Origin of the sequence: Egicoccus sp. AB-alg2 (genome assembly GCF_041821065.1) — a bacterium.
GTDB lineage: Bacteria > Actinomycetota > Nitriliruptoria > Nitriliruptorales > Nitriliruptoraceae > Egicoccus.
This window is the reverse complement of record NZ_JBGUAX010000003.1, coordinates 102,710-129,183: the sequence shown is the minus strand read 5'-3', so window position 1 is coordinate 129,183 and position 26,474 is coordinate 102,710. Positions and strand designations below refer to the sequence as shown.

The 26,474-nt window shown below is 73.9% G+C and carries 20 protein-coding genes; 5 read left to right on the top strand and 15 right to left on the bottom strand.

Annotation, left to right across the window (positions count from 1 at the left end; all coding sequences use genetic code 11):
• Positions 1-4: 4 nt before the first annotated feature.
• From ACERM0_RS05845 to ACERM0_RS05830, 4 genes are all read right to left on the bottom strand, one after another.
• Positions 5-1,441: a hypothetical protein gene (locus ACERM0_RS05845; protein ID WP_373677608.1), complete on the bottom strand. Its 1,437-nt coding sequence runs from the start codon at positions 1,439-1,441 to the stop codon at positions 5-7.
• A gap of 263 nt (positions 1,442-1,704) precedes the next feature.
• Complete coding sequence (locus tag ACERM0_RS05840; protein WP_373677607.1) at positions 1,705-2,880, bottom strand: ATP-grasp fold amidoligase family protein; 1,176 nt, start codon at positions 2,878-2,880, stop codon at positions 1,705-1,707.
• A complete protein-coding gene (locus ACERM0_RS05835) occupies positions 2,880-4,058 on the bottom strand; it encodes a M48 family metalloprotease (RefSeq protein WP_373677606.1) in 1,179 nt (392 codons plus the stop codon). Before ACERM0_RS05835 ends, ACERM0_RS05840 begins: the two co-directional genes overlap by 1 nt.
• Positions 4,058-4,612: a LemA family protein gene (locus ACERM0_RS05830; protein ID WP_373677605.1), complete on the bottom strand. Its 555-nt coding sequence runs from the start codon at positions 4,610-4,612 to the stop codon at positions 4,058-4,060. Before ACERM0_RS05830 ends, ACERM0_RS05835 begins: the two co-directional genes overlap by 1 nt.
• 225 nt (positions 4,613-4,837) lie before the next feature.
• Between ACERM0_RS05830 and ACERM0_RS05825 the strand changes: the two genes are divergently transcribed.
• Both ACERM0_RS05825 and ACERM0_RS05820 read left to right on the top strand, forming a co-directional pair.
• Positions 4,838-6,088 carry an S-layer homology domain-containing protein gene (locus ACERM0_RS05825; protein WP_373677603.1) on the top strand — a complete coding sequence of 417 codons (1,251 nt, stop codon included), beginning with the start codon at positions 4,838-4,840 and terminating at the stop codon, positions 6,086-6,088.
• 299 nt (positions 6,089-6,387) lie between these two features.
• Positions 6,388-6,906 (top strand): DUF6328 family protein, encoded by a 519-nt coding sequence (locus tag ACERM0_RS05820; RefSeq protein WP_373677602.1) that lies wholly within the window; start codon positions 6,388-6,390, stop codon positions 6,904-6,906.
• A gap of 32 nt (positions 6,907-6,938) precedes the next feature.
• Here the strand turns inward: ACERM0_RS05820 and ACERM0_RS05815 are convergent, their stop codons facing one another.
• The 4 genes from ACERM0_RS05815 to ACERM0_RS05800 all read right to left on the bottom strand — a co-directional run bounded on the left by ACERM0_RS05815 (position 6,939) and on the right by ACERM0_RS05800 (position 12,524).
• The gene (locus ACERM0_RS05815; protein WP_373677601.1) at positions 6,939-7,853 is read right to left on the bottom strand and encodes a hypothetical protein; all 915 of its coding nucleotides are present in this window, start codon (positions 7,851-7,853) and stop codon (positions 6,939-6,941) included.
• A gap of 540 nt (positions 7,854-8,393) precedes the next feature.
• The gene (guaA, locus tag ACERM0_RS05810) at positions 8,394-9,968 is read right to left on the bottom strand and encodes a glutamine-hydrolyzing GMP synthase (protein ID WP_373677600.1); all 1,575 of its coding nucleotides are present in this window, start codon (positions 9,966-9,968) and stop codon (positions 8,394-8,396) included.
• A gap of 67 nt (positions 9,969-10,035) precedes the next feature.
• A complete protein-coding gene (locus tag ACERM0_RS05805) occupies positions 10,036-11,193 on the bottom strand; it encodes an O-antigen ligase family protein (protein ID WP_373677599.1) in 1,158 nt (385 codons plus the stop codon).
• Between the two features lie 209 nt (positions 11,194-11,402).
• The gene (locus ACERM0_RS05800; protein ID WP_373677598.1) at positions 11,403-12,524 is read right to left on the bottom strand and encodes a GuaB3 family IMP dehydrogenase-related protein; all 1,122 of its coding nucleotides are present in this window, start codon (positions 12,522-12,524) and stop codon (positions 11,403-11,405) included.
• Between the two features lie 221 nt (positions 12,525-12,745).
• Here ACERM0_RS05800 and ACERM0_RS05795 point away from each other — a divergent pair, with 221 nt between their 5' ends.
• Positions 12,746-13,303, top strand: a complete 558-nt coding sequence (locus ACERM0_RS05795) for a DUF5319 family protein (protein WP_373677597.1) — start codon at positions 12,746-12,748, stop codon at positions 13,301-13,303.
• Positions 13,304-13,312: 9 nt separating this feature from the next.
• Here ACERM0_RS05795 and ACERM0_RS05790 read toward each other — a convergent pair whose 3' ends face one another.
• The 7 genes from ACERM0_RS05790 to ACERM0_RS05760 form a co-directional block, all read right to left on the bottom strand.
• On the bottom strand, positions 13,313-13,549 hold the full coding sequence (locus ACERM0_RS05790) for a hypothetical protein (RefSeq protein WP_373677596.1): 237 nt from the start codon (positions 13,547-13,549) through the stop codon (positions 13,313-13,315).
• 620 nt (positions 13,550-14,169) lie between these two features.
• The gene (locus ACERM0_RS05785) at positions 14,170-15,885 is read right to left on the bottom strand and encodes a sugar transferase (RefSeq protein ID WP_373677595.1); all 1,716 of its coding nucleotides are present in this window, start codon (positions 15,883-15,885) and stop codon (positions 14,170-14,172) included.
• Positions 15,848-16,873 carry a glycosyltransferase family 2 protein gene (locus ACERM0_RS05780; protein ID WP_373677594.1) on the bottom strand — a complete coding sequence of 342 codons (1,026 nt, stop codon included), beginning with the start codon at positions 16,871-16,873 and terminating at the stop codon, positions 15,848-15,850. Before ACERM0_RS05780 ends, ACERM0_RS05785 begins: the two co-directional genes overlap by 38 nt.
• Complete coding sequence (locus ACERM0_RS05775; RefSeq protein ID WP_373677593.1) at positions 16,870-17,988, bottom strand: glycosyltransferase; 1,119 nt, start codon at positions 17,986-17,988, stop codon at positions 16,870-16,872. The genes ACERM0_RS05780 and ACERM0_RS05775 overlap by 4 nt, the downstream gene beginning before the upstream one ends.
• Before the next feature lie 27 nt (positions 17,989-18,015).
• On the bottom strand, positions 18,016-19,311 hold the full coding sequence (locus ACERM0_RS05770) for a nucleotide sugar dehydrogenase (RefSeq protein WP_373677592.1): 1,296 nt from the start codon (positions 19,309-19,311) through the stop codon (positions 18,016-18,018).
• Between the two features lie 105 nt (positions 19,312-19,416).
• The gene (locus ACERM0_RS05765) at positions 19,417-20,244 is read right to left on the bottom strand and encodes an ABC transporter ATP-binding protein (RefSeq protein WP_373677591.1); all 828 of its coding nucleotides are present in this window, start codon (positions 20,242-20,244) and stop codon (positions 19,417-19,419) included.
• Positions 20,237-21,100, bottom strand: a complete 864-nt coding sequence (locus ACERM0_RS05760) for an ABC transporter permease (RefSeq protein ID WP_373677590.1) — start codon at positions 21,098-21,100, stop codon at positions 20,237-20,239. Before ACERM0_RS05760 ends, ACERM0_RS05765 begins: the two co-directional genes overlap by 8 nt.
• A gap of 185 nt (positions 21,101-21,285) precedes the next feature.
• Between ACERM0_RS05760 and ACERM0_RS05755 the strand changes: the two genes are divergently transcribed.
• Together ACERM0_RS05755 and ACERM0_RS05750 are read left to right on the top strand one after the other, a co-directional pair.
• Complete coding sequence (locus ACERM0_RS05755; RefSeq protein ID WP_373677589.1) at positions 21,286-22,908, top strand: hypothetical protein; 1,623 nt, start codon at positions 21,286-21,288, stop codon at positions 22,906-22,908.
• 195 nt (positions 22,909-23,103) lie between these two features.
• On the top strand, positions 23,104-26,439 hold the full coding sequence (locus ACERM0_RS05750) for a hypothetical protein (protein WP_373677588.1): 3,336 nt from the start codon (positions 23,104-23,106) through the stop codon (positions 26,437-26,439).
• Positions 26,440-26,474: the final 35 nt, after the last annotated feature.

The window sequence follows — 26,474 nt, the reverse complement described above, 5'->3', positions numbered from 1 at the left end:
GGGGTCAGGAACAATAGCCACGCTGGAAGTGGCCACCGGCCGGGCGCATCCACGCGCCGGCGAGCTGAAGCGAGGACTCTTCGTGGGAGAGGCCGAACCCGAAGGCGAGTCCCTTGCCGCCGGACGCACCGAGGTCGAACTGGTCCCGCGAGCCGCGGTGCAGCTGCGCCTCCAGCGGCGCCTCCCGAACGAGGTGGTCGGCCAGGCGGGTGCCGGCCGTGGCCAGCGCCACACGGTCGCGGGTCGCGATCGCCGCCAGCACGTCGGTCCCGAGCTCGCGGACGCCGGGCTGCGTGAGATCGAGCGTGGCGGTGGCCGACAGCCCGAGGGACCGCTCCGTGCGCGCGTCGAGTTCCAGCGCCGCCACGGCCGAGTCGAGGTCGGGTCCGATGGCCGTGAACGGGCTGGCAGGCAGCAACAGGCCCTCGAGGCCGAGGTCCAGACCCGCGTACCCGGCCGCCGCCGCGCCGAACGCCAGGGTCGTCGGGTGCCCGGCCGCGTCGACGGTCAGGGCGACGGTGACGTCGCCGGCGAGCTCGCCGGAACCGGAGACGCCGCCCCCGACCGGCACCGTGCTGGGGCCGAGCTGCAACTCCGCGGCCACGGAGGCGTCCAGGGCGACGTAGTAGGTCGTCTCGCCGGTCTCGAAGTCGAAGTCGGCGCCCAGCGACTGTCCGGCCGAGAGCACGCCAGCCGCGCCGTACGCGTTGCCGTACAGGTCGCCGCTGGCCGTCGTGGTGATCTCGCCCTGCACGCGCAGGCCCGACGGCGGCGGGGCCTGGAAGTCACGGATGCGCTGGTACTGGTTGACCGGGATACGGCCCGGCCCGTACACCGGGATCAGGGTCCGCCAGTCCCACAGGTCGTCGACCGGGCCGGCCACCAGGTCGCGGGCCTGCTCGGCGAAGGCGACGGCCGCCTCCCGGGAGGAGAAGGAGAACGCGGGCGCGACCGTGACGTCCGCTCCCAGCTCCACGGCGCCCTCGCGGCCCTGTCGTACCCCGAGCGCGTCCGCCGACAGGCTGCCACCCGTGGCCAGCTTGCCGGCCAGTCCCCCCGACAGCTCGAGGGTGACCTCGTGCCGGCCGTCGGAGGTGCGGTCGATCTGGTAGGACAGGTCGCTGCTGACCTTGGCCGAGAAGACCGTGACGTTGCCGCCGACGCCCTCCCGGTCGCTGGCCTCGAGGCACACCATGCTGACGGGTGCGAACTCCGGCGCTGCTGGTCGGGCCTGCGGGGCGTCGCAGTCGTCGCCGAACAGGCTGCACACGGCGTAGCGGGCCCAGTCGGCCACGTACGGCGCGAACGGGGCCAGCGTGAGCGTCCCCACGAGCGCGCCGATCACGACAAGGACCCCGACGTACTCGCCCGAGACGCCACCGTGCTCGCGTCGGCAGCGGACGCGGCGAAGCCGCCCGTCGGGCCGCCGCGGTTCGCCCATGCCCCTGCCTCGACGTGTCGTCGCTGGCCCACACGCCGGTCTTGGCCCGTGGGCTCCGTGGCACGTGGTCCGTGCACGTCGGGTCAGACTCGCGATCCGAGGGGACCGCGCCGAGGGTCCCCGGGCCTCAAATCCGCGACGCGACGGGCGGGTGGTCCCGGATCGGGGCCCGGGCCCGACCCGCGGTCCGGCGTCGGGCGGGGCGCTGGTCAGGCCGGGGCGGCCGGTCAGGCCGGGGCGGCCGGTCAGGCCGGGGCGGCTGGTCAGGCCGGGGCGGGCCCGTCGCCGCGGACCCGGGCGGCGAAGTCCGCCGCCTCGGCGCGGTCCCATGCCTCGCCCAGCTGCCGGTCGAGATCGTCCCGGAACAGCTGCTGGCCACCCGGCTGAGGGGTGATCTCGCCGAACACGACCCCGTCGGGCGCGTCGTAGAGGTCGACGCGGACGAAGTGGCCGGGCAGCGCGGCGGCGATGCGCTCGGCGACGGCGACCAGCTCGCCCGGGTGGTGCGGGCGTGCCATCTCCTGGTCGCGGTCCTGCAGCAGACGGGCCTGGCCCAGGTCGGTGAACTCGCGGGTCCAGAAGCGCATGCCGGCCTGCCGGCCGGCGCGCTGGTTGCGGGCGTCGCGCTGCAGGACGAGCTGGACCCGGCCGCCGACGCAGTACAGCTTCCAGTCGTAGGGCAACGCCAGCGGCCCGGGCCCCGGGATGAGCTCCTCGACGATGAAGCGGCTGGAGATCTTGCCCTCGGCGACGGCGTCGCGCAGCAGATCGACGATCTGCTCCCAGGTGTAGGTGCGCGACAGGTCGAACAGCAGGTGCCAGGCACCGTCGTCGGCGGCCACCAGCGGCATCACGCCGCGGGCGGTCGAGCCCTCCACGGGCTTGACCACGACCCGGGCCCGGGTGGGCCGGGCGAGTTCGTCCAGCTCCGTGGGGCCGGCCACCAGCTCCGGGACGCGGACGCCCAGGGAACGCGCCAGCTCGTAGCCGGCGGACTTGCTGTTGTGCGCCCAGATCGGGTCCGTGACGCCGAATTCGTCCTGTGCGAGCGCTCGGACGCGGCGCAGCGTCTCCAGGCGGGCGAAGAAGCTCGGCTGGCTCAGGCGGGCCTCCAGCGCCCGCTGCTCCGCCGGGGAGCGCAGCCCGTTCGCCGTCGACGGCGAACGCGTCGCGTCGCCCGTCGCCGCGGCGGGGTACGGGCTCGTAGCGGCGCCCTTCCGCGAGTGCCCCGACTCGGCCTGCAGCCGTGCGTGCCGGTCCTGCAGCTCGGCATGCTCCTCGCGAAGGGCGGCCTGCGCGTCACGGAGGGCGGCGTTCTCCTCGCGCAGCCGGTCGCGCTGGCGGCGCAGCCGGTCACGCTCGTCGCGGGTGGCGTCGAGCGTGCGGACCAGGCGCCCGACACCCGGGAGGGCCGTCACGGCGCGGCGGGAGGTGCCCATCAACGTCCCCGTGGTGGCGGCGGCGGTGGTGGCGGTGTCGTACCCGGGATCGGACCCCAGGGCGGCATCCCGCCCCAGGGCGAATCCCCGGTCGACGGCTGCCCTTCCGGCGCGCTGGCGGGTCCGCCGCCGGCGTCGGGCCGCGGACCGCGACCGGGCGGCGGTGGCAGCGGGTCGTCGAGGCGGACCGTGCCGGCGTTCAGGCGCGCCAGCCGCTGGATGCGTTCCTGGATGCTGGGGTGGGTCGCGAACCGCCGGGCCATCTTCGCCCCGCGGTCCCGGCCCTTGGTCTCGTTCGGCTCCTCGAACCACAGGTGCGCCGTCGCCACCTCGAACTGGCGCAGCTCGGTCTTGTCGGCCTCCAGCCGCCGCAGCGCGTTGACCATCGACTGCGGGTCACGCAGCAGGTCGGCCGCGGTCGCGTCGGCGAGGTACTCCCGCTGGCGCGACACCGCGAACCTGATCAGCTGGGCCGCGATCGGCGCCAGCACCACCGCCAGCAGGCCGAGCACGAGGAAGATCACCTGGGCTGCGCCGGCGTTGCCGCCACCCCCGCGGTTTCCGCCGCGGTTGCCGCCGCGGGCACCGCCGAACCACAGCGCCCGCACCAGCACGTCGGCGAGCAGGGCGACCAGGCCGGCGGTCGCGACCGCGACGGTGACCGCGCGGATGTCGTCGTTGAGGACGTGGGCGACCTCGTGGGCGAGCACGGCCCGCAGCTCGTAGCGCGGCAGCTGTTCGACCAGGCCGGTCGTGACGGCGACGTGGCTGTCCTCGAGCTTCAGGCCCGTCGCGAAGGCGTTGGGCGCCGGGTCGTCGACGATGTACAGCTTGGGCTTCGTGCCGGAGATGCCGGCCGAGACGCACACCTCGTCGAAGACGTTGTGCAGCTGCGGATACGCCTCACGGCTGGCCGGTCTGGCCTTGGCCGCGCGCAGGGCCAATGCTGGACCGCCGCGGTAGGCGAGGTAGGTGCCGCCGAGGCCCAGCGTCGCCGCACCCAGCGTGACGGGGACAGCCGTCAGGGGGTCGAGCGCGGCCTGTGGCGCGAACCAGCCGACCACGATCCATACCAGCACGACCGCGAGGAACACGCTGCCGGCGAGCAGCACGCGCGTGGCCCGACGGTTGGCGCGTTGCAGCTCGTCGTAGACCGCGGGTTCGGACGTGTGACTCACTACTCGAACGAGACGTCGGGCACCGAGCGGACCTCGACGGTCTCCACCTCGAAGTACTCGCGGGGCTCGAAGTTGAACGCGCCGGCGATGACCGATGTCGGGAACACCTGGCGGGTCTCGTCGTAGCTGCGCACGGAGGCGTTGTAGTGCCCGCGGGCGCCGGCGACGAGATTCTCCGTGTGGGCGAGCTCCTCCTGCAGCTGGCGGAAGTTCGCGTCGGCGCGCAGCTGGGGGTAGTTCTCGCTGATCGCGAGCAGCCGACCCAGCGCCTGGGTCAGCTGGTTCTCCGCGTCGGCGAGCTCGCCCGGCGAGGCGACCTGCAGCGCTCGCGCGCGGGCCGCCGTCACCTCCTCGAACGTCTGCCGCTCGTGCGCCGCGTAGCCCTTGATCGTCTCCACCAGGTTGGGGATCAGGTCGTGCCGGCGCTGCAGCTGCGTGTCGATCTGGGCCCAGGCCTCGTCCACGCGCACCCGGGCGCGCACGAGCCGGTTGTACATCGCCACGAGCCCGATGCCGAGTACCAGGACGACGGCGAGAACGATCAACCACTCCATCGCGTGCCCTTCGACGGACGAGGAGTTCCCCTCACGGGTGTGCGCCGCGTTCTGCGCACGCGACCTCAACGTAGCGCAGCACCGGTCGACCATCAGTGAGTCGGCGCCTCATGGGCCGACCTCCAAGGGGCAAGCACCACCTGCATGTGCAGACGCTCACCGGCGTCCGCCTGCTCACGCGTGCGTCCTGCCCCTGTCCCTCGTGCCCCGAGTGTCAGGTACCTCGTGACGTTCGCCACCCCGCCGCACCTCGGCCTGCCCGACCCCGCCCCCGCGCCCGTGACCTACTCGCGGCAGCTGCCGACGCGGCGGCTACGCGCCGCGGTGCTGGCCACGCTGGTGATCCTGTCGTCGGTGACGGCCGCGGTGACGGCACCACCGGCTGCCGACGCGTCGACGCAGACGCCGGTCATGCAGCGCGACCGCGTCAGTGCGGCCCAGATCGCGGCCTGGTTCCGCGCGTCGCAGCCCACCGGCTCGGCATACCGCGCCACCGTGTCGCCCGAGACCCTGGCGCAGCTGTTCATCGAGGAGGGGCGGGCCGAAGGCGTGGCCGGCGACATCGCCTTCGCCCAGTCGGTGCTGGAGACCGGCTGGTTCCGGTGGCCCTCGCACGGCCAGGTCCACGCCACCTACAACAACTTCTCCGGCATCGGCGCCTGCGACGGCGGCACCTGCACGGTCGCGCGGTTCCGCAACGCCCGCATCGGTGTGCGGGCCCAGATCCAGCACCTGCGGGCCTACGCGGACCCGAACGTGACCGTGGCCAGGCTCGCCCACCCGTTGGAGAGCCCGCGCTTCCACCTCGTCAGCCCGAAGGGCAAGGCGCGGCTGTGGGAACAGATGGGCAACGGCAACTGGGCGACCGACCCGCAGTACGCGACCAAGATCCTCTCGATCCACCGGTCCATGATCGTGCACGCCGAGCGCAACGGCGGCGTCGCCGCGCCGCGTGAGGCCGTCGCGAAGCCCGCCGCCCGCTTCACCGACGTGCCCTTGCACCACGCGCACCGCACCGGCATCGAACGGCTGGCCGACCGTGGTGTCGTGCGCGGCTGCACGACCACGGCCTACTGCCCCACCGCCGGCGTGACCCGCGCGCAGCTGGCCACGATCCTGAGCAAGGCGCTGGACCTGCCGCCGGCGGCCAACCGGTTCCGCGACGTCTCCGGCACCCACGCCGCCGGGGTCGGCGCCCTGACCGCTGCCGGCATCACCAAGGGCTGCGCGCCGAACCGCTTCTGCCCCGACCAGAAGGTGACCCGCGAGCAGTTGGCTTCCATGCTGCAGCGGGGGCTGAAGCTGCCGGCCGCCACCCCGCCGTTCCGCGACGTGCAGCGCTCCGTGCACCGCGACGCGATCGGTGCGGTGTCCAAGGCCGGCATCGCCAGCGGCTTCCCGGACAACACCTTCCGCCCGCGCGACGTCGTCAACCGCGGGCAGGTGGCGACCCTGGTCGACAACGCCACGAGCTGACCGAGTCTCCGGCGGCGCGCCCCCGGTCGGCGGCCGCGCCGCACCGTCGGTAGGGCACCGCACGGTCGAGCCAGCGGCGCACCGTCGGCGGGACGTTGCACGGTCGGCGGAGTGCTGCACGGTCGAGCCACCGCCGCACCGGCGCGCCATCTGCCCGACCCCGCGTCACCACCTCGACATCGAGGCCTCCCGCAGTCGACCCACCTCCGCACCGTCGACGCTCCTCACCACCGTGCCGAAGGGACCGGAGGTCGGCGCAGGTCGACGTGCCGGTGGGGTGACGTCCGTATGCTCCTCGGATGACCGAGACGCACGAGACGGGCGGTGGCCTCGCCGACCAGCGAGAGATCCGCGAAGACACGCTCGACGAAGTCGAGGAGGAGCGCGAGCGGTATCGCGAACTCCTCGAGGAGCTGCGCACCATCCTGCCAGGCGTGCAGGTGCTCTTCGGCTTCCTGCTGATCGCCCCGTTCAGCCAGCGCTTCGGTGACCTGGACGCTTTCGGCCGCGACCTCTACGCCTGGGTGATCGCCGGGACCGGCCTCGCCACCGCGCTGTTCCTCGCACCGGCCTCGTACCACCGCATCGCCAACCGACGCCGGCGGCGAGAGCGGCTGCACACCGCCATCCGTCTGGTCGTCGTCGGCATGTCTCTGCTGGCCGTTTCCATGGTGTTGGCCGTGTTCACCGTCATGCGGTTCATCTACCAGGGCAGCGTGATCGCAGCGGTCACCGCCGCAGGGCTCGCCGCCGTGATCCTGGTGGTGTGGTACGTCGTCCCGTTGGCCCGTCGCGTCACGAACGACGAGCCGACCTGACGCGGGGTCGTCGGCGCGACGCTTCCTCAGGCTCAGGCGCCGCGGCGGAGGTCCCGGACGAGTTCCGGCAGCACGTGACCGCCGAGGTCGGCGCGCCGGACCACGACGACGCGCCAACCGAGAGCGCGGAGGCGGTCGCGGATGCGCTCGTCCTCGGCGCGGGCGTCGGTGAGGTCGTGGTAGGCGGCTCCGTCGAACTCGAGGAGGACCCGCAACTCCGGCCAGGCGACGTCGACACGCTTGATCCGTGCTCCCGACGGGTCCCGCACCGTGTACTGCACCACGAACGCCGGTGCGCCCAACTCCTGGATCTCCAGGATCCCGAGGACCTCCAGGGGGGAGCCGACGAGCTCCACGCCGTCTGGCAGGCGGAGCACGACCTCCAAGAGTCGGCGACGCCCAGGGACGGCACGGTGCCGGTCGAGGAGATCGCGGAGATCCGTCAGGATCGACGCGTCCTTGCGGGCGAGGTCGACGATCCAGCGTTCCAGCGTGCCCGGCGACGTCGTCGCGGCCAGGTCGAGCAACGTCCGTGCCGGGGTCGTGCACCGGATGTCGTGGCGCTCGGTGATCTCGTCGGCGCCCAGCGACCGGGTGGTGTGGACACGGTGATCACCGATGGACCGCCGCCGCGGCCGCAGCACGAGCAGGTCGAGCTCTTCCGGGCGGCCCAGGTCGAGGAAGCGGTGCAGGTGTCCGGCGGTGAGGTGTGACGCCCAGGCTTCCTGACCACCTGCCAGGACCAGTTCGGCCACCTGCGACCGCCACGACGGCTGGTGTGAGCCGAGGTCGATCACGCCGGGCAGTGGTTCCGACCACACCTTGGCCTCGAGGCGACGGGTGATGGTCGCCCGTGACACGCCGGCGGCCTTGATCAACTGCCGCCGAGTAGCCCGGCCGTACTGTTTGCGCGCCACCACTCCGGCGCGGAGATCCACGGTGTCCATGCCGGCAGCCTGCCGGACGCGACGATGGACACCCGGATGGATCCGCGGAGGCCTGTGGACGACTCGCGGCGGATCCCGCCTGCCGGCGCCACGGCCACCTCGATGTCGAGGCAGCGACGCACCGTCGAACAGACGACGCACCGGCGCAACGCTGGCCCGACCGCGCGGCGCTGCGCCGACCGTGGGGCGCTGCGCCGACCACGCGCCGGCGGCTCGACCGGCGGCCACCTCGATGTCGAGGCAGCGACGCACGGTCGAACAGACGACGCACCGGCGCAACGCTGGCCCGACCGCGCGGCGCAGGACCGACCGTGGGGCGCTGAGCCGACCACGCGCCGGCGGCTCGACCGGCGGCCACCTCGATGTCGAGGCAGCGACGCACGGTCGAACAGACGACGCACCGGCGCAGCACTGGACCGACCATGCGGCACTGGACCGACCGTGGGGCGCTGCGCCGACCATGCGGCGCTGAGCCGACCATGCGGCGCAGGGCCGACGACCTGTGGCGAGGCGCCGGGCAGGTCTAGGGGCGTGCGGGGGTCATTCCCACTCGATGGTTCCGGGGGGCTTCGAGGTGACGTCGAGCACGACGCGGTTGACCTCGCGGACCTCGTTGGTGACGCGGGTGGAGATCCGGGCCAGCACGTCGTAGGGCACCCGGGCCCAGTCGGCGGTCATGGCGTCCTCGCTGGCGACCGGGCGCAGCACCACCGGGTGACCGTAGGTGCGACCGTCGCCCTGCACGCCGACGGAGTTGACCTCGGCGAGCAGCACCACCGGGCACTGCCAGATGTCGCGGTCGAGGCCGGCCGCGGTCAGCTCCTGGCGGGCGATCGCGTCGGCGTGGCGTAGCAGCTCCAGCCGGTCGCGGGTCACCTCGCCGACGATCCGGATCGCCAGGCCGGGCCCCGGGAACGGCTGCCGCCACACGATCGACTCCGGCAGCCCGAGCTGCAGGCCGACGCGGCGGACCTCGTCCTTGAAGAGGGTCCGCAGCGGCTCGACGAGGTCGAACTGAAGGTCCTCGGGCAGCCCGCCGACGTTGTGGTGGCTCTTGATGTTGGCCGCGCCCGCGCCGCCGCCGGACTCCACCACGTCCGGGTAGAGCGTGCCCTGGACGAGGAAGCGGACCTCCTCGCCGTGGGCGCCGGCGTCGGCGACGACCTCGCGGGCGGCGTGCTCGAAGACGCGGATGAACTCGCGCCCGATGATCTTGCGCTTCTCCTCGGGGTCGCGGACGCTGGCAAGGGCGTCGAGGAAGCGGTCGGCGGCCTCGACCACCTTCAGCGACACGCCGGTGGCCGCCACGAAGTCGCGTTCGACCTGTTCGGCCTCGCCCTGGCGCAGCAGCCCGTGGTCGACGAACACGCAGGTCAGCTGGTCGCCCACGGCCTTCTGCACGAGCGCGGCCGCGACCGCGGAGTCGACGCCGCCGGAGAGCCCGCACACGACACGGGCGTCGCCGACCTGCTCCCGGATGCGCTCGACCTGCTCGTCGATGACGTTGCCGGTGGTCCAAGTCGGCTGGCAGCCGGCCACCTCGTAGAGGAAGTGTTCGAGGACGGCCTGGCCATGCTCGGAGTGCAGCACCTCGGGGTGGAACTGGACGCCGGCCAGCCGGCGGGCCGTGTCCTCGAAGGCCGCCACGGGGGTCTCGGACGTGCGGGCGACGACCTCGAAGCCGGGCGGCGCCTGGGTCACGGTGTCCCCGTGGGACATCCACACCGACTGCTGTGCCGGCAGGCCGTGGAACAGCGTCGAGTCCGGTGCCACCACCTGCAACGGCGTGCCGCCGAACTCCGCGATGCCGGTCGGCTCCACGCGTCCGCCCAGCGTCGACGCCATCGCCTGGAACCCGTAACAGATACCGAAGGCGGGCACCCCGGCGTCGAACAGGCCCGGATCGACCGACGGGGCACCCTCGGCGTAGACCGACGAGGGGCCGCCCGAGAGGACGATCGCGGCGGGCTTGCGCGCCAGGATCTCCTCGAGCGGCGTCGTGTGCGGCACGAGCTCCGAGTAGACCCGCGCCTCGCGGACGCGGCGGGCGATCAGCTGCGCGTACTGGGCGCCGAAGTCGACGACGATGACGACGTCGCGATGCGGGCTGGTCACGGGCGGACTCCTGCCGGTGCTGGCTCACGACCGTGCCGACACCACGTCGCGCGGCCGTGCCGGCAGGCTATCCGCCGGCCGGGCCGGACCCCGGCGCGTCCAGCGCGGGCCCGGCCGGGTCGGACCCCCGCGGGTCCACCGCGGGCCCGGCTGGCCCGCGCTCCGCCGCGCCACCCGCGTCGCCCGCCGCTGCGCCCGCCAGTCCGACCAGCAGCGCCAGCAGCACCTCGTAGCCGAGGCGGCCGGCGAGGATCTCCACCTGGGCGTGCGCGACGAGGCCGGCTCCACCGAGCAGCACCAGGTCACGTCGCGGACCGCTCGGCGAGGTCAGGGCGCGCCACGCCAGCGTCGCCACCACGACCAGTGCGGCTGCCAGCAGCAGCACGCCGCCCTCGGCGAACGCGTGCGCGAACGCCTGGTGGGCGTGGTCGTTGGGCTGCGGCAGGTCGTCGGCCACCTCGGCGAAGCGCCCGAGCCCGATCCCGACGACCGGGTGGTCGCGGCCCACCTCGACCCCGCGGACTGCGAGGTCGACGCGACCGAGCACCGACGTACCGAACGGCCCCGCTCCGGCCTGACTCGCGGGACCCGGTGCGGCGGTGCCGGGCGGCGCGGCGGTGTCCAGGCCCACGCTGGCCGCCGTGAGGCCGACGACCACCACCACGAACGCCGCCACCAGCACCCCGGCGACGCGACGGCGAGAAGCCGTGACCGCGGCCAGCAGGACCGTGCCCGCCAGCACGACGGCGACTCCGCGCGAGAGCGTGGCGGTCGTGCCCAGCGCGAGCACGGCGACGCCCATCAGCCAGCGACGGTTACGGGCGGCCAGCACCGCGGCCGCCACCAGCGGCGGCAGCAGCAGGCCGGCGGCGGTGTTGTGGTCGCCGAGCGGGCTCGTGATCTGCAGCTTCAGCCGGTAGAAGCCGTAGGGGGCGCCACTGGCGCCGGGCAGCGCCACGGCGAAGCGGACCAGCAGCCAGGCCGCCAGCGCGACGCCGGCGAGAGCCAGACCGGTGGCCCAGACGTCGAGGGAATACCTGGCCAGGCGTCGATCGTGACGGCGCAGGGCGACGACCACCGCCAGCGCGGTCGCGTACGGCACGGTGGCCACGAGGATCCGGCTCGCGGACACCGCCGCGTCCTCGGCCGCAACCGACGTCCCGGGCACGCCGCCGGTGGTCCAGGTCAGAAGCGCCTGGCCGAGCCCCAGCACCGCGGCGAGCACGTAGGCCGCGACCGCCGGGTCAGGCCGGCGTCGCCGACCTGCGTGGCGGGGACGGCGCGGATGGCCCGCCCGACCGGCGCGGCCCGTCCGACCGGCGCGGCCCGCCCGACCGGCGCGGCCCGCCCGACCGGCGCGGCCCGTCCGACCGGCGCGGCCGGTGTGTCCTGCCTCGGCGTCCACGGTCCCGCGCCCCGGCCGGTCCGGGCCCGTCAGTGGCGGCAGGCGCTGACGCTGAGCTCGGCGTCCTTCAGTCGCGCGAGCGACTCGTAGCCGGTGATCCCCATCACCCGCCGCAGCCCGCCGACGAGGTTGACCGTCCCGTCGGCGCGGTGGCCCGGACCGTTCAGGATCACCTGCATCGGCCCGAGCGGTTCCACGCGGTCGTAGCGGCCACGCGGCAGCTCGTGGTGGGCGGCCGCCAAGCCCCAGTAGGCGCCGCGGCCGGGTGCCTCGTCGGCCGACGCGAGCGCGCGGCCGAGCATGACCGCGTCCGCGCCGCAGGCGATGGCCTTGGCGAGGTCACCGCCCGTGCGGATGCCGCCGGCGGCGATGACGTGGACGTAGCGGCCGGACTCCTCGAGGTAGCGCATCCGGGCGGCAGCAACCTCGGCGATCGCGGTGGCCAGCGGCACGTGGATGCCCAGGGCGCCGCGGGTGGTCTCCACCGACGACGAGCCGGTGCCGACGAGCACGCCGACGGCACCGGTGCGCATCAGGTGCAGCGCCGACTTGGCCGAGCCGACACCACCGACGACGACCGGGATGTCGTAGCGGGCCGTGAACGACTTGAGGTCGAGCGGGTCGGTGCCCGGCAGTCCGACGTGCTGCGCCGTGACGGTGACGCCGTTGACCAGCAGCAGGTCCAGGCCGGCCTCGAGCGCGGCGCGGTGGTAGCGCTCGACCTTCTGCGGGGTCACGCTGCCGGCCGCGAGCTGACCGGACGCCTTGAGCTGCTCGACGCGACGGCCGATCAGCTCCTCGCGCACGGGCTCGTGGTACAGCTGCTGCAACCGGACGGTGGCGTCGGGCCCGGGCGCGAGGCCGGCGATCTCCGCCAGCACCTCCTCGGGGTCCTCGTAGCGGGTCCACAGCCCCTCGAGCGCGAGGACGCCCAGGCCGCCGAGCTCGCCGAGCAGGCCGGCGGTCGTGGGCGACATCACCGCGTCCAGCGGGGCGCCGAGGATCGGCAGGTCGAAGCGGTAGGCGTCCAGCGACCAGCCGACGTCCACCAGCTCGGCGTCGCGGGTCCGCCGGCTGGGCACCAGCGACACGTCGGCGAGCTCGTAGCCGACACGTGCCTGCTTGGCGCCACCGATCGTGGTCGTTTGCACGGCGAGGTACCCCTGGTCGCTTCAGGCGGGCGGCCCGGAGCCTACTGGCCGGACCCGGATCCCTCGTGCGTGCGGTCGGGCGGCGTGCCGGAGGTCGGCGCGCCGGTCCGCACCGACCGTTCCGGGCCGACTGCGCCGGGTGTGGGTACCACTCCCCGACGTCAGCCCGCACGCGTACGCTGGACGGCCACGCCCGGATCGCTGCGTCCGAAAGGCTCCCCGTGGCGGACGACGACTTCGACGACGAGCGCTTCGACGACGAAGGGTTCGACGACGACGACCTCGACGACTTCGACGACGAACCGCTCGACGAGCACGAGACCGCACTCGTGCAGCAGGACCTGCACGACCTGGCCGACTTCGAGGCGACCTTCCGCCCCGAGGGCTACCGCGGCGTGGCCGTGTGGTGTCACGACTGCGCCGAGGAGCACTATTACCCGTGGGACATGCTGCGCGAGAACCTGCAGCTGCTGATCGACACCGGTGAGACGCCGGTCCACGAGCCCGCCTACGCGCCCGAGCCGGACCGCTACATCCAGTGGGAATACGCGCGCGGCTACGTGGACGCGCTGCGCGACGCGGGCGTGCAGGAGCGGATGGACCTGTCGGTCTGCAACCGGTGCGGCTTCCGGCTGCCGGACGCGCTGGCGCAGGGCAACTTCTGCCCCCGCTGCGGCAACGCGCTGCTGGCCGGCCGGCTGGCCAAGGCGCTCGAGGAGGCCGGCTTCGGCGGGGACGACCTGCTGCAGGTGCTGCGCCGGATCGGGCTGCCGGGCTGAGCAACCGGGTCACCGGTCACCCGAACCGCCGCCCGGTCGACCTCGGACCTCGCGGGCCGGTTCGCCGGCGGGACGCGTCGACCCGGCCCGCGCGCGGGCGGCCTGGCGGACCAGGTGGTCGCGCTCGGCCAGGTTGGTGGCCCGCCGGGCGGCCTCGGCATAGGCCGTCGCGGCGGCCGTCAGGTCACCGTCGAGTTCGTGCAGGTGTCCCCGTACGGCGTGCCAGCGGTGCCGCTCGCCGATCACCTCGCGCAGTCGGTCCGTCTCGCGGAGGCCGGCCGCGGCACCATCGTCTCTTCGCGGCGGTGGCGGGCGGCGTCGCTCCGGCGGGCGTCGACGAGCCGCCGCGTCGCGACCGCGTCAGCCACCCGTGCGGGTCGCGTGGCGGGTGCTCGGGCCAGACCCGGAGCGCCGCCGTCAGCGCACCCCGCGGCCAGGTCGCTGGTCTCGGGCAGCGGCCGTCGGTGGTGACGGGCGCCGCGTCGGGACCCCCGAAGCGCACCCAGGTCCGCGACGGCGCGAGCGCCTGCGCGTCGACGAACTCCCCGTTCTCCCGCAGCAGCTCGCCGACGTGCCGGAGGAACGCCATGTGCGCCTCCACGTCCTCGGGCGCTCACTGGTCCATCGGTGGCACGGGGCGGTGCGGCTCCGGGCCGCCGCGGTAGTGCTTGAGCAGCAGGTACTTCGGCATCGTCGCCTCCTCGTGTCGCGGACCTCGTCGCGAGGCCCGTCACCCGGAGAGCGGAGCGTGCCGCGCCGTCTCGACATCCCGCCGCCCCGCACGTGCGCGGATTACCCGGCCCACTCGGCAGGGCCGCAGGGGCAGCTCAGCGGCAGGGTTCAGCGGCCGAGCTCAGCGGCAGGGCTCAGAGGCGTCGGGCGAGGACGACCCAGACGGTGCGCAGCAGGATCTCGACGTCGGCGACGGGCGACCAGTTCACGAGGTACTGCAGGTCGTAGCCGAGCTTGTACTCCGGATCGGTGTGGTAGCGCCCGTGGATCTGCGCGAGCCCGGTCAGGCCAGGCGGCAGCGCGTGCCGGCGCGCGTAGCCGGGGATGGCGGTCTCGAACTGCGCGGTGAGCTCGGGGCGCTCCGGGCGCGGCCCGACCAGCGACATCTCGCCGCGCAGGACGTTCCACAGCTGTGGGAGCTCGTCCATCCGGGTCGCGCGCACCCACCGGCACGCCGGGATGATCCGCGGGTCGTCACGCTCGGCGAGGCGGGCCCCGCGGCCGTCGGACTCCGCGTCGGTGGACATCGTCCGGAACTTCACCATCCGGAACCGCCGGCCGGCCGCGCCCACGCGTTCCTGCCAGAACAGCAGCGGCCGGCCGGCGACGACCAGCTGATGGAGGGCGATCGCGCCGGTCAGCAGCAGCAGGACCGGCGCGCTGACCGCGAGCACCGTGAGGTCGAACAGGCGCTTGAAGTGGGCGCGCGAGCGCGGCATCGTCTGCGGTCGCAGCAGCACGAACGGCAGGCCCCCGATTTCCCGCAGGCGCTCGAGCCCGAACATGGTCTCGCGGCCGGTCACCCGTAGCAGCATCGTGACGCCGGCATTGTCGAGCCGTTCGACCGCGTGCGGGTACAGGTCGTCGAGCCAGCGGCTGGTGACGACGACCACGTCGGTGACGTCGGTGCGCCGCACGGCCGGCAGGATCTGGCCGGGCTCGGACACCTCGACGACGATCTGGCTGCGGCGAGGGTCGATGGCGACGTGGCGGCGGGCGATCTCCAGGTCCGCGTCGTCGCCGGCGAGCAGCACCTTCGGCGGGCCCTCGCGGCGCGTGCGCACGACCTGCACCCACCACCGGTTGGCGGCCACACCGACCGCACCGGCGACGATGAGGAAGATCAGGTTGGGGACCGGGAACGGCAGCACGCGGGCGGTCGTCACCCACTCGAGCTCGCGGGCGAAACCGGTCAGGACCAGATCCGCCAGGGCGACCAGCCCGCCGGCCGCCAGCGTCTGACGGGCCGCGCGCGGCAGCGTGGGTGGCGCACCCAGCCGGGGCTCGCGTTCGTAGAGGCCGCCGAAGTACAGGCTGGCGACGAAGATGATCGTCACGATCGTGAACGACGTCAGGTACAGCCACATCGGGTAGGTCGGCCACGGGCGGCCCTCGAACGTGAACCGCACGAGCATGGCGAGCACGGCCAGCCCGTACAGCATCAGCGCGTCCAGCAGCATGACCAGCCGGAAGCCCATCGCGTTCAGGCGGGCCAGCAGCGGCGCGTCCTCGTCGAGGTCGGTCGCCAGCGGGCCGAACCGCGACTCGATCGGTCCCGTGTCCAGCGGGTCGCGGGACGGGGCGGCCGCCGAGCCACGGGTGAGGGGCTCGGACGCCTCGGTCACGGGTGAGGGCGCCGCGTCCTGCGGCGGGGGTACCTCGACGGGACCGCGCGCGGGCACCGGCACCTCGGCATGGCCGCCCCCGGCCGGCGGCTCCGTGGCGGTGTCGGTGGAACCCGGCGACGGCGACGCGGACCCGGTGCGGGCGGCGTCCGGGTCCGGTGCATCCGGGTTCGCGGGCTCGCCGGGCTCAGCGATCGGCGTCCCCCGCTCTGGAACGTTCGACATGGGTCATCCGTGGTGGCCCCAGCAGGAAGCCTATCCCCCAGGCCAGGTGCATCGTCCCGAGTGCGAGCACGACGCCGGGCAGCAGGCGCAGCGTCGGCACGGCCGGGGCGGCGGCCACGATCAGCGCGGCGAGGTAGGTCGCCACCGCCAGGCCGAGCACGATCCACAGGCCCGTGGCGGCCGACAGCAGCGCCGCACCGGCCAGCCCGAGCACCAGCGTCGGCGCCGCCAACTGCCGCGCGCTGAGCGAGCCCTGATGGGTGCGGCCGGTCAGGCGGCGCCAGCGTCCGTACTGCAGGTACTGCGAGGCCAGCCCACCGACGGTGCCACGCGGCTGGTAGTCGACCGCCAGCTTCGGGTCGAACCAGACCGTGTGACCAGCGGCCCGCAGCCGCACGTTGAGCTCGGCGTCCTGGTTGCGGGTGAAGCGCGGGTCGAACCCGCCGACCTCGTCCAGCGCCGCACGCCGGAAGACGCCGAGGTAGACGGTGTCGGCCGGGCCCTCGCGGCCACCGACGCGGTACGTCGCACCGCCGGCGCCGGCGGGCGACGCCATCGCGACCGCGACGGCGCGGGCGAAGCCGCGCTCGGCCACCGGCACCTGCTTGCCGCCGACGTTGGCGGCGCCGGTACGGCGCAGCGTCTCCACGGCCCGGGCGACGTAGCCCACCGGCAGCTCGGCGTGCGCGTCGAGCCGAACCACCACCTCGCCGTGGCTGGCCGCGATCGCGGCGTTGAGCCCGTCGGGCGTGCGACCGGACGGGTTGTCGACGACGCGGACACGTGGGTCGCCGCCGGCGGCCTCCCCGACCGCCCGGGCCGTGCCGGGATCGCCGGCGGCCACGACCACCTCGTCGACGAGGTCCTGCGCCAGCGCCGATCTGACGGCCTTGCCGACCACCTGCTCGGCGTGCAGGGCCGGGATCACCACGGCGACACCGGCACCCTCGGGCAGGGGCGGCAGGCTGCTGTTCGCCGGCGCGCTCATGCCGCCGCTCCCGTGCCCGCCCAACGCTGGAGTTCGGCGACGAAGCGCGGGCCGACCGCGTTCCAGCTGTGGTGGGCCGCCACGTAGGCGCGCCCGGCCGCACCGAGCGCGGCGCAGCGGGCCCGGTCGGCGGCCAGTTCGCGCACGGCGGCCAGCACGGCCTCGACGTCCCCGAACGGCACCACGAGCCCGCCCCCCGACGCCTCCACCAGCTCGGCCGCCGCCGGCAGCGGCGTCGTCACCGCCGGCACGCCGACGCTCAGGTACTCGACCACCTTGGTGGGCATCGACCCGCGGTAGTTGGGGACGTCGTGCAGCAGGCTGAGACCCGCGACGGACCCGCGCACGACGGCCAGTGCCCGGTCGTTGGGCAGGTAGCCGTGCCACACGAGGTCACCGCGGTCGGTCGCGCTGCGCAGCAGCGGTTCCACGTCCCGGTCGGCCTGTCCGACGACCTCGAGCCGCGGACCGGCCTCGGCCCGCAGCCGCTCGCCCAGTGCCAGCAACTCGTGGGCGCCGCGGAAGCGGGACACCCGGCCGACATAGACCACCCGGTCGGCGCTGCCGGCCGGCGGCGGCTCGGCCTGGGGCAGCCACGGCACGTTGGGCACCACCGGATGGGGACGGGAGAAGCGCTGCCGGTAGGCGTGCTCGGCCAGCAGCAGGTGCAGCCGGCGCTCCGCCCACCGTTCCAGCAGGTGTCCGAGGCGCGCGACGGCCGGACGCGCGGGGGCGGGCACCCAGGGCCGGTCCGGGAGACTGCCGACGAGGTCCTCGTGCACGTCCAGCACGACCGGCGGCAGCCGCCGCAGCCGCCCCACGACCCCCAGCACGAGCTCCGGGTCGTGCAGCACGACCACGTCGAAGCATCCCCGACCGGCCGCCCTCACCAGCCGCCGGGCCGCCAGGAGCGACGCCAGCCGCCGGCGGCCCACCGAGCGCGGCAGGTCGATCGTCCGCACGCCCGGCAGGACCGCGGCCGGGTCGGTGCCGGTGGCCGACCACGGCGCGGCGTAGGTCACCTCCGCGCCCGCGCCCACCAGCGAACGGATCTGCCGATGGTGGATGCGGGCATCCAGCGGGGTGTGGACGGTGGTGACGACCAGGACGCGCACGCGAAGGAGTCGCAGGACGTCGTGGCCCTAGAGGGCGACGACGTTGTCCGCGTCGATGCCGCGGCGGCGGTAGATGCCACGGGTGTCGAACACGAGGTCCACCTGCTTGGCGACGCGCTCGTAGTCGACGTCGTCGTGGTCGGTCAGCACCACGGCGAGGTCCCAGCCGGTGAGGTCGGCATCGTTCTCCAGCGCTTCGAAGCCGTGGCGCGCGAGCCGGTCGGTCGGCACGTGGACGTCCAGGACGCCGACGGTCGCGCCGTGGCGTTCCAGCAGCTTGAGTACGTCCATCGACGGGGATTCGCGGTCGTCGCCGATGTTCTTCTTGTAGGCGGCGCCGAGCCCCACGATGCGGCTGGACGAGATCGCCTTGCCGCGGGCGTTGAGCAGCTCGGTGATGCGCCGCACCACGTAGTCGGGCATGTGGAGGTTGACGTCCTCGGCGAGGTCGATGAACCGCGTCGCGACGCGCAGTTCACGGGCCCGCCAGGCCAGGAACTGCGGGTCGAGCGGGATGCAGTGCCCGCCGACGCCCGGACCGGGGTAGAACGCCTGGAAGCCGAACGGCTTGGTCGCCGCGGCGTCGACGACCTCCCAGATGTCGATGTCGAACACGTCGGCGACCTGCGCCAACTCGTTGATCATGGCGATGTTGACGGCCCGGTAGGTGTTCTCCAGCAGCTTCGTCAGCTCGGCGGCCCGGGCCGACGTGACGACGTGGACGTTCTCCACGAGTCGCCGGTAGGCGGCCGCGGCGACCTCGCCCGAGGCCGGGGTGACCCCGCCGACCACCTTCGGGATCTGGTGGGTGTGCAGGACGTTGCCCGGGTCGACGCGCTCCGGCGAGAACGCGACGAAGCCGTCCTCGTCCAGCGTCAGGCCGGCCTTCTCGATCGCCGGCAGCAGGTAGTCCTCGGTCGTGCCCGGGTAGGTGGTGGACTCGAGCGACACCAGCATGCCCGGCCGGGCTACGCGGGCGACCGTCTCCGCCGCGGCCTCGATGAACGACATGTCGGGCTGGCGGTTGCGACCCAGCGGGGACGGCACGGCGATGAAGATGGCGTCGGCGTCGGACAGGTCGGCCTCGGTGGCGGTGAAGCGGGCACCACCGGCCAGCGCGTCGCGAAGCTCCTGGTCGCTGACGTCCTCGACGTGGCTGGTGCCGCCGTTGAGGGCGTCGACCTTCGCCTCGGACACGTCGAAGCCGACGACGTCGAGTCCACGGCTGGCGGCGGTCACGGCCAGGGGCAGGCCGACGTAACCCAGGCCGATGACGCCGGCGGTCCAGCGCTCGTCACGGAAGAAGGTGGCACGGTCGGACATCAGCACGTCTTTGTGATCGCGAAAGGGCGGTGTTCAGGGGCCGGCTCGCGCGAGTGCACGGCGCCGAACCGGTGACCGTCGGGGGATGCTATCGCGCACCCCGGTTCAGGAAGCGGCGCCGGGTCCCTCGCTCTTGCCGCCCTCCTTGATGGCCTTGAGGTATTTCTTGTAGGACTTGACGACCTCGACGGGCGTGCCGTCCTCGCGGACGAGCCCCTTGTGCAACCAGATGGCCCGAGTGCACAGATCGCGGATGCTGCCGAGGCTGTGGCTGACGATGAAGACGGTGCCGGCCTGGTCGCGCAACCGGTCGATGCGCTTCTTGGAGCGCTCCTTGAACTCCTCGTCACCGACCGACAGGGCCTCGTCGACGAGCAGGATCTCCGGCTCCACCATCGTGGCGATCGCGAAGTGCAGGCGCGCCCGCATGCCGGAGGAGTAGGTCCGGATCGGCAGGTCGATGAAGTCGTCCAGGCCCGTGAACTCGATGGTGTCGTCGACCCGGGCCGCGATCTCCTCGCGGCTCAGCCCGAGGGCCAGCCCACCCAGCACGATGTTGCGCCGGCCGGAGGAGTTCTTGCTGAGCGCGGCCGACACGCCGAGCAGGTTGGGCTGCGAGCTGGCGTACACCTCCCCCTTGGACGCCGGCAGCAGACCGGCGATCGCCTGCATCAACGTCGACTTGCCCGACCCGTTGTGGCCGAGCACGCCGATCGCCTCGCCGGAGCGGGCCTCGAGGTCCACACCCCGCACGGCGTGGATCTCCCGGTACGAGGGGCGCTTGAGGCCGCCGGCGAGGAAGTCCTTCATCCGCGGGCGGCGGTCCTCGTAGACGCGGTAGGTCACGTGCAGGTCGCGGGTGAGGACCGTGAGGTGGCCCTCCTCCTCCTGCGCGGTCACCGGTGGCGGTGCGGAGACCTCGGTGTCAGCCACGGCCGTAGTCCTTCTCCCCGGCCCGGAACAGCAGCAGCCCGACCACCAGCAGTCCGACCGCCCAGATCCCCGCCGAGGCCCACAGCAGCGGCAGGTTGCTGATCGGCTGGCTGCTCATGAAGGCGTCGCGCCAGATGCTCAGCAGTGCGTAGAACGGGTTGGCGATGAACGCCCACTGCACCCAGGCGCGTTCGAAGGCGCCGTGGAAACGGCTGTCGACCACGTACAGGACGCCGGACATGTAGAACACGAGCCGGAACACGAAGGGCAGCAGGTTCTGGGTGTCGCGGAAGACGTGCGTGGCCCGCGCGGTCACGAACGCGCCGCCGAGGCAGAACAGGCAGCCGAGCACGAAGGCGGCCGGCGCGAGCAGCCAGCTCACCGACAGACCCTCGCCGGTCAGCAACATCACCGCGATCATCACCAGCACGCCCGGCAGGAACGCCAGGGTCTCCTTGATCACCGTGGAGATCGGCAGCAGGGCCCGCGGGAACTGCAGCGAGCGGATCAGCCCCTCGTTGCCGGTGATGGCCGTGGCGCCGCCGGTGATGGCCTTGCTCGACCAGTGGAAGACGAACACGCCCACGGCGAGGTAGCCGACGAAGTTCTCCACCCCGCGGTCGACCTGCAGGATGAGCCCGAAGATCAGGTAGTAGATGGAGATCTGCAGGATCGGGTTCAGCAGGTGCCACAGGGCGCCCAGCGTCGTGTCCATATGCTGCGCGCGCAACTCGCCGACCGCGGTCTCGCGGGCGAACTCGCGCCGGGCCCACACCTGTGCGAGGTACTCGCGCAGTGGCGGCGTGCCCCCGAGCCGGGTGAGGCCGGGCGGCGGCGAGGGAGAGGTGATCGACACGTGAGCAGGGTCCTCGGACGGGCGGAACCGGCTGGCCGGTCCCCCAGGTGCTGCGCGGCGGCGTCGGCGGGTCGGCGGCGCGAGACCCGGCCGGCGCGCGAGCGGAGCGAGTCTAACGGTACGTCCTCCGGGCCGAACCGGACCATGCCCGGCCCCGCGTCGGTGCCGCCGCCGTCGACATGGCCGTGAACGAGCCCGCGGACACCCCGGACGGCAGCCCGCGTGCCGACCGAAGCGCCGCCGAGCTCGAGGCGGCGCGGCTGCGCTACGAGCTGTCCCGGCTGCGCGACCGGCGCCCGGTCCGTGCCGCCCTGGCCCTAACCTCGTGGCGGCGCGACGGCGCGGCCGCGGCCTGGCAGACGCTGCGGGGCCGCCCGCCGCGCTGGGACGCGGCCGGCCCGGACGACGTTCCGGCCCGGCCCCGCTATCCGCACCTGCGGGTGGCGCACCTGTCGCCGGACCCGGTCTCGGCCGGCGTCGCGCCCTCGCTGCGGATCCGCCCCGGCGACGTGCGGGCCGTGCGGCGCGACCGGGTCGACCTGCTGCTCGTCGACGACGCCGGCTGGGAGGCCGGCGCCCTGGCCGAGGCGGTGGCCGCGGCTCGCGACGTCGGCGCGGCCGTGGTGGCCGTCGGCGGTCCGGCCGCGGCGGCGCTGGCCGCGGCGGGCGTGCGGCCGACGCTGCGCGTCGCGCTCGCCGGGCCGGACCTGGGGGGCGACCCGGGGGAAGAACCACCCCGGGTCGCTCCCCACATCGAGGCCGAGAGCGGAGTCGCCGAGCGGGCGGCCCTGCGGTGGCTGCCGGCGGTCGACCCGCGCGTCGACGCACCGGTCGGGTGCGACCCGCGTGTCGTCGACGGACGCGGCCTCCACCTGGCGGCGGTCCTGCGCCATGCCGCCCGGGGCGAGGTGCCGATCCTGCCCGCCGACGCGGTCCTGCGCGAGGCGCTGGGTCCGGTGGCCGACGACGTCCTGGTCGAGAGCGCAACCGGTGACACCGCCGCGGCGGTCGACGCCCGAGTGGCGGCGCTGCGTGAGGACGGTGACGCCCTGGCGGCGCTGTCGGTCCGGCTGCGGCGTCACGTGCTGCGTACCCACGGCCGGGCCGCCCGCCTCGACGAGGTGGTGGAGGCGCTGGGCCTCGACGTGCCGCCGCGACGGCGCGTGTCCCTCCTGTTGGCTACCCGCCGGCCCGAGCTGTTGCACCAGGTCACCGCCGACCTGGCCCGTCAGACGCAGGAGGACCTCGAGCTGGTGCTGGCCGTCCACGGCGACGAGCCGGTCCCCGACCGCCTGGCGCTGACACCTGCCGCGGTCGTGCAGGTCGGTGCCGAACGTCCGCTGGGCGCCGTGCTCAATGCGGCGCTGGACGCCTCGACGGGCGGGCTGGTCGCCAAGATCGACGACGACGACCGCTACGGCCGCCACCACCTCGACGACCTCGTGCTCGCACTCGACTACAGCGGCGCCGAGGTGGTCGGCAAACGCCGGCACGCGGTCCACGACGTCGCCGCCGGGACGCTGCGCGTGCAGAGCGGCCAGCACGAGGAGCGCTGGGAGGACCACCTGCCGGGCGCGACGATGCTGGTGCGCGGCGAGGTGCTGCGCGCGCTGCGGTGGCGACTCGTGCCCAACGCGGTCGACACGGAACTCGTCCGTGCCGTCCACCTCGCCGGTGGCGCGTGCTACTCGACCCACCGGTTCGGGTTCGTGCGCACCCGCCACGGCGACCACACCTTCGCCGGCGACGCGTCCCTGGGTGGCGCGGCGCTCTCGCCGGCCGACCTCGCGGCCTACCTCGACGTCTGAACGGGCCCTCCGGCTGGTGGTCACGTGACCGCGTGACCGTGTGCCGGTCGGGCCTCGAAGCGCGCCGGGACGCACGCCCACGGAGCTGCCGTGGGCGGGCCGCGGAACGGGCGTGTCGCGCCATTCGGACGGGGCGGCTTCGTTTAGCATCGCCGCCCGGAACCGCCGCCACCCCTCGCCGCGAAAGCCGCCTGCATGCGCCACTACGACGTGCTCATGGTCACCGACTGCCGACTGCCCGGCGGGACGTCCGCCAGCGTCGCGGAGGAGATCACCGCGCAGGCCGCCGGCGGGTACCGGACCGGCCTGGTGCACGTCGACTCGTCGCTGGTCGCCCTGCCGACGTCGTTCGAGCCCCGGATCCAGCGTTGCCTGGAGGACGGGCGCGCCGAGCTCGTCCTGGGCACCCAGCCCGTGCAGGCCGACCTGGTGGTGCTGCGCCATCCGACCGTCGCCGCGGAGGTCGGCGAGCAGCAGCCGACCGTCCAGACCCAACAGGCCCTGTTGGTCGCCAACCAGGCGCCCGGTGACGTCGACGGGCCGGTCGTGCACTACGACCCGGGCGTGGTCGACACGCGGGTGGCGGAGTGGCTCGGCGTGCGCCCGACGTGGACGCCGATCGGGCCGCTGGTGCGGCAGAACCTGCAGCGCCTGGCCCCGGAGGTGGCGCTGACCGAGGACGACTGGGTCAACGTCATCGACGTCGACCGTTGGCACATCGCCCGGCCCGGGCCGCTGCACCGCATCCCCGTCATCGGCCGCCACAGCCGCAACGCCGCGGGCAAGTGGCCGGCCACCGCCGAGACGCTCCTGGCCGTGTACCCGGACACCGACGACCTCGAGGTGCACGTGCTCGGCGGCGCCGACACACCGCGGGCGCTGCTCGGCGGGCGACTGCCCCAGAACTGGGTCGTGCACGAGTTCGGGGCCATCAGCCCACAGCGGTTCCTCGGCGGCCTGGACGTCTACGTCTACTACCACCACCCCGCGCTGGTGGAGGCGTTCGGGCGCACCATCCTGGAGGCGATGGCCAGCGGCCTGCCGCCGGTGCTGCCCGAGCACTTCCGTGACCTGTTCGGCGACGCGTGCACCTATGCGCCGGTGTCGGGGGCGGTCACGGCCGTGCGCGAGCTCACCGCCGATGCCGACCGCTACCGCGAGCGCTCGGCCGCCGCCACCGCGTGGGTCCGCGATCACAGCGGGCACGAGGTACACCAGCAGCGCCTCGGCCGGCTCGTCCAGCCCAGCGGTGGCACGGCACCCGCGACACGCGCCGCACACGCGGCACCCGCGGCGACCGACGCCACCACCGACGGCGATGCCGACACCGACACCGACGCGGACCGCTCCGCCGCCCAGGCCGCGACCACCTCGTCGCGGCGGCGCGTGCTGTTCGTGTCGTCCAACGGCGCCGGTGTCGGCCACCTGATGCGGCTGATGGCGATCGCACGGCGCATGCCCGACGACGTCGAGCCGATCTTCCTGACCCTCTCCCAGGCGGCCCAGGTCGTCGACGACCTCGGCCTGCTGGTGGAGTACCTGCCCTCGCGCGGCTACACGCGCGCGCCCTACGGCGCCTGGCACGAGAAGTTCCGTTCGCGCCTGGTGGAGTTGATCGACCGCTACGACGTCGAGGCCATGATCTTCGACGGCACGATGCCCTACTGGGGTTTCTTCGACGCCGGCGACGACCGGCCGGGCGTGCGGCTGTGGTGGTCGCGCCGGGCGATGTGGAAGGAAGGCACGACCAACGTCGTCATCGACCACTTCTCCGACCGCTTCGACCTCATCCTGGAACCGGGCGAGTTCGCGGACAACGACCGTGGCATCACCCGCCAACGCCGCGACGAGGCGACCGTGGTCGCCCCCATCACGTTCCTCGGAGCAGACGAGCTGCTGGACCGTGACACCGCCCGCAAGGAGTTGGGTCTCGACCCGGACCGCCCGAGCGTGCTGGTCAACCTCGGTGCCGGCAACATCAACGACACGGCGTCCCAGCTGGGCATGGTCATCGAGCGGCTGGGACGCGAACCGGAGCTGCAGGTCTGCGTGACGCGCTCGATCATCGCGTCGCAGGAGCGCCACCTGCCGGACAACGTCCAGAGCATCTCCGTCTACCCGCTGGCCCGGTACCTGGCGGCGTTCGACTTCGCGTTCGCGGCGTCCGGCTACAACAGCTACCACGAGTTGGTGCTGGCGGGCGTGCCGACCGCGTTCGTTCCCAACCTGGAGACCTCGGTCGACGACCAGGGCGCCCGCAGCGAGTTCGCCGAGCGCATCGGCGTCGGCCTGGACCTGCGCGAGGTGACGGCGGAGACGGTCGACGTCGCGGTGCGCAGGCTGTTGGACGCCGACCTGCGCCAGCGGATGCACGAGCGTGCGCTGGCCCGCCGCCCCGGTGACGGCGCGGCCGAGGCGGCCGAGGTGCTCGCCCGCGCGCTGGACGAGGTCCCCGGACGACGGCCGACGCCGAGGCAGCTGGCGGAGCGCCGCGAAGCGTTCGAGCAGACCGACGCGACCCCGCCGGCGGGCGCGCCACGCGCCACGTCGGTGGTGAGCCCGCAGACGGCCACCGCGACGCCCGCCACCGAGGAGGCCGACGACGAGACGGTGGCCGGCGCACCGGCCACCGGTCCGGTTCCCGCGCCGCCCGAGACCGGTCACACACACCCCGAGGCGCCTCGCGACGCCGCGCCCGCCACCGCGGACGCGTCGGCCGCACCGGACGCACCGGACGCACCGGCCACACCGGCCACGGCCGCGCCCGCCGCGTCGGCCGGATCAAGCGCGCCGGGCGCATCCACCGCGCCCGCGACGGCGCCGGCGAGCAGCCCGTCGACGCAGGTCGTCCCCACCTCGCCGCGCGCACTGGCCCCGGTGACCTCGCGCAAGCGCCCCGGCGGGGCGAAGAAGCTGCTGGCCGAACTGCGGGCCGATCCCAAGCGCTTCGCCGTGAGGGTCGCCAACGACCAGCGGGTGCGCTCGCTCGGGGGCAAGGCGTTCCACGCCCTGCCGGCCGCCGCCCGGAAGAAGGTCCGCAGGCGCCTGACGCGATGGGAGGTGGCGGCGGGCAAGACCGCCAAGGGAGCCGGCCGTCCCCGCTCGGTGCGCCTGCCCGTCCAGCCCGGCAACCTGCTGCCCGAACACGAGCACCGCGGGCTGCTGCCGATCGCGATCGTGCTGCCGACGGGTCTGACGCCGGAGCAACAAGCGCGCCTCGTCGACGTCGTCGGCCAGATGCAGCTGTCGCTGCGGACGTTCACGCCGCTGCTGGTGACGTCGTGCATCGACTTCCGACCGCTGCGCAACCTCGACTACCTCTTCGAGTACCAGCCGGACGCGGACCGCTACGCCCGCGTGCACGTCGACCAGACGTGGGAGGAAGCCCGCCGCCAGCGGCTGCACGACATCATGCACCGCTACCGGATCACGTCCGTGGTGACGCTGCCTCGACCGGCCGGCGGCACCGTCGAGGACGTCGAGCCGTTGGCTGCCGACCTGCGACTGGCCCTCGGCGCGCTGCAGGCCTGACCGCGCCACCGGCGGGCCGCACGGGACGTCAGCAG